This window comes from Roseibium sp. (assembly GCF_025698965.1).
GTDB lineage: Bacteria > Pseudomonadota > Alphaproteobacteria > Rhizobiales > Stappiaceae > Roseibium.
On sequence record NZ_JAILWL010000587.1, the window covers coordinates 1 to 3,539 of the forward strand.

General features: G+C 56.3%; 1 protein-coding gene and 2 pseudogenes. 1 reads left to right on the forward strand and 2 read right to left on the reverse strand.

Annotation, left to right across the window (positions count from 1 at the left end):
- Window positions 1-1,456: aspartate-alanine antiporter (gene aspT / locus K5905_RS29990; protein WP_297591334.1), on the reverse strand; the 1,456-nt coding region annotated here is incomplete at its 3' end.
- A 162-nt stretch (window positions 1,457-1,618) separates the two neighbouring features.
- Window positions 1,619-2,993: pseudogene (locus tag K5905_RS29995) on the reverse strand (L-serine ammonia-lyase).
- A 251-nt stretch (window positions 2,994-3,244) separates the two neighbouring features.
- On the opposite strand from K5905_RS29995, the pseudogene K5905_RS30000 reads away from it, so the two are divergent.
- A pseudogene (locus K5905_RS30000) lies at window positions 3,245-3,539 on the forward strand (kynureninase); the annotation flags it as partial.

Below are 3,539 nucleotides of genomic sequence, written 5' to 3' on the forward strand. Positions count from 1 at the left end.
CGATGCCAAACAGGAACAGGCTGACACCTTGCTCCTGCAAGGTTGTGAGAACCTGTGGCCCGGCACTGATCCCGACGACACCCACAAAGACGGCCAGGCCAAAGTCCCTGAGGAAATTGACGGCGCCCGTCGGAAGTGCCGCATAACGTGGATGGGTACTGCGCAACCAACCGAAGAGCAGGCCGGAAAGCAGGCAGCCGCCACCGCTGCCGACCGTGACCGGAACACCACCGATCTTGAACTCGATCATCCCGGCCAGCAGACCAAGGGTCATACCGATGCCGAAGAAGATGAAATCGGTTACCTGCGCAGCGCTGATCGGATACCCTATCTTTTTCTGCACTTCATTCAGGTCGCGCGGGCTGCCTGTCAGCTGCAATTCGTCGCCCTTGTGGATTTCAAGGTCGGGCAACAGGGGCAGCTCCCGTCCCATCCGGTGAACACCGGTGACGAACACATCACGCAAGGCATTTGATTTGGTGTGATCATGGATGCCTTGCAATTTACTGCCGGCATAATCCGGGTTGGTAAGAACGATATGCCTGTTTTCGAGCACAAGCTTGTAGCCGTTGGGTGCTTGCGTTTCACTCGCCCAGTCCACCGCTTGATCTTCCAATGCCTTGACCAACCCGGTCAGGGCGACAATATCCCCTGCCTGAAGCGTTTCGCTGTCGCTCAACTCCACTTCCCGGCCGGACCGAAGCACCGCTTCAACGGCAAGGTCATCAAAGGAGGCATCCAGTTTCTGGATCGGCTGACCAATCCAATCACTGGCTGACTTCAGGTGGTAAAACCGGGTGTCGACACGGTGCGTGGCATTGAACTGGCCGGGTTCAAGAGTTCCTGAGCCACCGGACATCTTCTCCGCCAGCTGGATGGCTTCCTTGCGAATATCCCAGCGCATGACCGTGGGGAAGAACCAGGTGATCATGATGATCGGGCCGATGGAACCGAAGATGTAGCAAACCGCATAGCCAACGGCGATATTCGTTTCCATGACCGATTTCAGATCGGCGGAAACATTGAGTTTCTGGATGGTCTCACCGGCGGTGCCGATGATGGCCGATTGTGTCAGACCACCTGCGGCCAAGCCGGCAGCTGTCCCGCGATCAAGGTCAAAACCCCAGGCAAACGCCAGAACCGTGAACAGGCCAAGCAGACACATCACCGCGGCCGAAATCAGTTGGTTGAGAGATTTGAGCGACAATGCGTGGAAGAACTGAGGCCCACCCTGATAGCCCACCGCATAGATGAAGAGGGCGAAGAAGATATCCTTGACCGCGCTGTCGATGGTGACGCCGACCTGACCCAGAATAACGCCGACGATCAGAGTGCCGGCGATGCCACCGAGCACGAAATTGCCGATTTTCAGTTTGCCTGCGAAATAACCTAAAGCAACAGCTGCAAACAAAAACACCAGCGCCGATTGAGACGCCAGCCATTGAAGAAATTCCATGCGTATTCTCCCAACCGTGTGCCTAAGACGGTTCAGTCAACGGTAGGGAGAAACTATTGCGCTAATTCGGCCTGTCGGCAAGGTTCGTCGCGAAAAGGCGTAAATTTTCAGAAGTTTAGGTCACTCAAACATGTCAACTCGGTCTGTTTATTGAGGCGTGACCTAGCATTCGACGATATTGACAGCGAGACCGCCTTTTGAGGTCTCCTTGTATTGTTCCATCATGTCCATGCCGGTCTGGCGCATGGTTTCGATGCAACCGTCGAGCGGTACGAAATGAGAGCCGTCTCCACGCAGCGCCAGGGAAGCGGCGGTGACTGCCTTGACGGCCCCAAGTGCGTTGCGCTCGATGCACGGCACCTGAACCAGCCCGGCAATAGGGTCGCAGGTCATGCCGAGGTGATGTTCAAGAGCGATTTCAGCTGCGTTCTCAATCTGCTCGTTAGTGCCGCCAAGCGCGGCGCAAAGACCGGCTGCGGCCATTGCCGAAGCTGAACCGACTTCACCCTGGCAGCCGACTTCCGCCCCGGAGATCGATGCATTCGCCTTGATGATGCCTCCCACGGCTGCCGCTGTCAGAAGAAACTTTCTGATGCCTTCATGATCGGCATCCGGGCAATGATCGAGATAGTAGCGGGTGACCGCCGGGATAACGCCGGCCGCGCCGTTCGTCGGCGCCGTAACGACGCGACCTCCGGCAGCGTTTTCCTCATTGACCGCCATGGCGTAGACGCCAAGCCAGTCGACCACTGTATGTTCGAACAGCGGGTTGCTGCGGCCCTCACGAATGAGTTTTTGATAGATCTCGGCAGCGCGCCGCTTCACTTTCAATCCACCGGGGAGAATACCGGATTGACTGGTCCATGGCCGACCACAGCCTGTCGATGCCAGCCTCAACGTCTTCCCGGGATTTGTCGCAGCATTCGTTGCAGAGTTTCATCTCCGCGATCGAAAGCCCGGCTTCCGCCCCCATTTCTAGCATCTGCCTGGCTGTGGCGAACGGAAACGGGACATCCTGAGCTGCAAGTTCGTTGACCGGTTCGTTTGTCGTCTTGCGCAACTCTGCTTCGCTGACGACAAAGCCACCGCCGATCGAGTAATAGACAAACGTGTCGATGATCTCGCCAGCTGCCCCCAGAAGATGAAACGTCATGCCGTTGGCATGCAACGGCAACGAGGGGCCATAGTCGAAAATGACATCCGTCTCCGGGTCGAACTGAAGTGTGGGCAGGCCCGGAACATTCAGAAGCTTTGCGCGTTGCAGGTCTTCCAGCATCGTGTCGACCTGGTTGGGGTCGAGAGTGTCCGGTGTTGCGCCAAGCAATCCGAGACAGACAGCCTTGTCGGTCGCGTGTCCCTTGCCGGTAAATGCCAGCGAGCCATGAAGGGTCACGGTCAAGCGGGCCGTCTGCATTTCGGCCCCAGCAAGTCCGCGCACCCGCTCCAGATACCTGTGAACCGCCACCATCGGACCAACGGTGTGTGAGCTGGAAGGGCCAATGCCGATTTTAAAAATGTCAAAGACGCTGATGAACATCTGTTTGGGACTGCATATCTCAACTGTGTTGATGGGATGAACGCTCGGCGAACAAGCTAGTGGTTTGTATTTTTTGCAACGGTGCGCAAACGAGCAAGTTTATGCCATTTGCGACATTTGAACGGATTGGCATCTGTTTTCGGCTGCGGCTGGACGTCGTCGGAAACGTCGTGGAGGCTGTTGTTTGAGGAAGGGGGCTTTGATAGCGTGCGGCTTCTTTTTGAAATTCCACTCCGGAAGTTGAGCCCCTTATGAGTTCGCAGCATCCCTCTGATCAAACCGATGTTTTAGCCAACAAGAAAGACGCATTTACGATTCCCGAAGGCGTCATCTATCTGGACGGCAATTCACTTGGTGTTCTGCCGAAACATGTACCGGCGCGCGTTGCGGAAGTCGTCAACGAGGAATGGGGAACCAGTCTTATCCGGGCATGGAACACACATAGCTGGATCGATTTACCCGGTCGAACGGGGGATCGTATCGGCCGCCTGATCGGCGCTCCGAAAGGAACAGTCGTTGCGTGTGACAGTACCTCGGTCAACGTGT